This is a genomic window from Cupriavidus sp. GW822-FHT03E04, assembly GCF_058801495.1.
The window spans coordinates 1-1,123 of sequence record NZ_JBXANI010000074.1; the positions used below are offsets into that span (position 1 = coordinate 1).

At 63.2% G+C, this 1,123-nt stretch carries 2 protein-coding genes; both read left to right on the top strand.

Features of this window, described 5'->3' with window-relative positions:
- On the top strand, positions 1-792 hold a 792-nt coding region (locus tag AC1RQC_RS40320; protein ID WP_492886865.1), incomplete at its 5' end, for an MFS transporter.
- Positions 793-836: 44 nt separating this feature from the next.
- Positions 837-1,123, top strand: a 287-nt coding sequence (locus tag AC1RQC_RS40325; protein WP_492886867.1) for a thiamine pyrophosphate-binding protein, incomplete at its 3' end; no start/stop codon positions are given.

Here is a 1,123-nt window from a genome sequence, read left to right on the forward strand (position 1 = left end):
TACATCATGCACGCGTTCCACGGCGCGCTGGACCTGGCCGGGTGGAAGTGGCTGTTCATGCTGGAGGCGCTGCCATCGCTCATTCTCGGCATTGCCATCCTGCTCTACCTGGACAACGGCATCCAGAGTGCGAAGTGGCTCACCGAAGCGGAGAAGGCGCTGCTTGCGCGCAACGTCGCTGGCGACAACGCCCAGAAGGTCTCGCACGTGTCGATTCGCGCGTTCATCGCCGATCGCCGGCTCTGGCTGATGGCGGCCATCTACTTCTGCGTCGTGCTCGGACAGTATGGCCTGACGTTCTGGTTGCCGACCATCATCCGGAAGGCTGGTGTCGCCGATCCTTTGTGGGTGGGCATCCTCACCGCCCTGCCATACCTGTGCGCGATCGTTGCGTTGCCGCTGGTCGGCATGAGCGCGGACCACCATCGCGAGCGGCGCCTGCACTTGGCGATCCCCATGCTGGTGGCGGCGGCGGGCTTTGCGACGCTCCCTTTGCTTGGTGGCGTCGGCGCTTCGATCGTCTGCCTAAGCATCGCGGCGGCGGGCATCCTGACGTCGTCGTCGCAGTTCTGGGCGTTGCCCACCGCTTTACTGGGTGGCATGTCGGCAGCGGCCGGGATTGCCGCCGTCAACTGCGTTGCCAACCTCGCAGGGTTCTTTTCCCCGGCCATCGTCGGCTGGCTCAACGATCTGACCGGGAAATCGACGGCCGGCCTGATCTTCATCTCGGTTGCCATCGTGCTCGGCGCATTACTTGTCTTCCTTGTCCCGGCGAAGGCAGTCAACCGCTGAGATTTCTCATTCCCTTGACCATCAGATACACGCAGGAGACGAACATGCATTCATCCTCATCCGCAGCGTCCGTGCCATTGCCAGAGCGCGCCTATCGCATCCGCAGGAATGCCCTGTTGATGGGCGAAGTGCAGGGCCAGGGCTATATCGGGCAAGCACTCGACATTGCCGACGTCCTGGCCGTCGCGTACTTCGGCGCCATGAAGTACCGTCCGGAAGACCCCGAGTGGGAGGGGCGAGATCGCTTCCTCCTGTCCAACGGGCACTACGCCATCGCCTTGTATGCCGCGTTGTTCGAAGCAGGCATCCTGCCTGCGGACGAGCTGGAGAC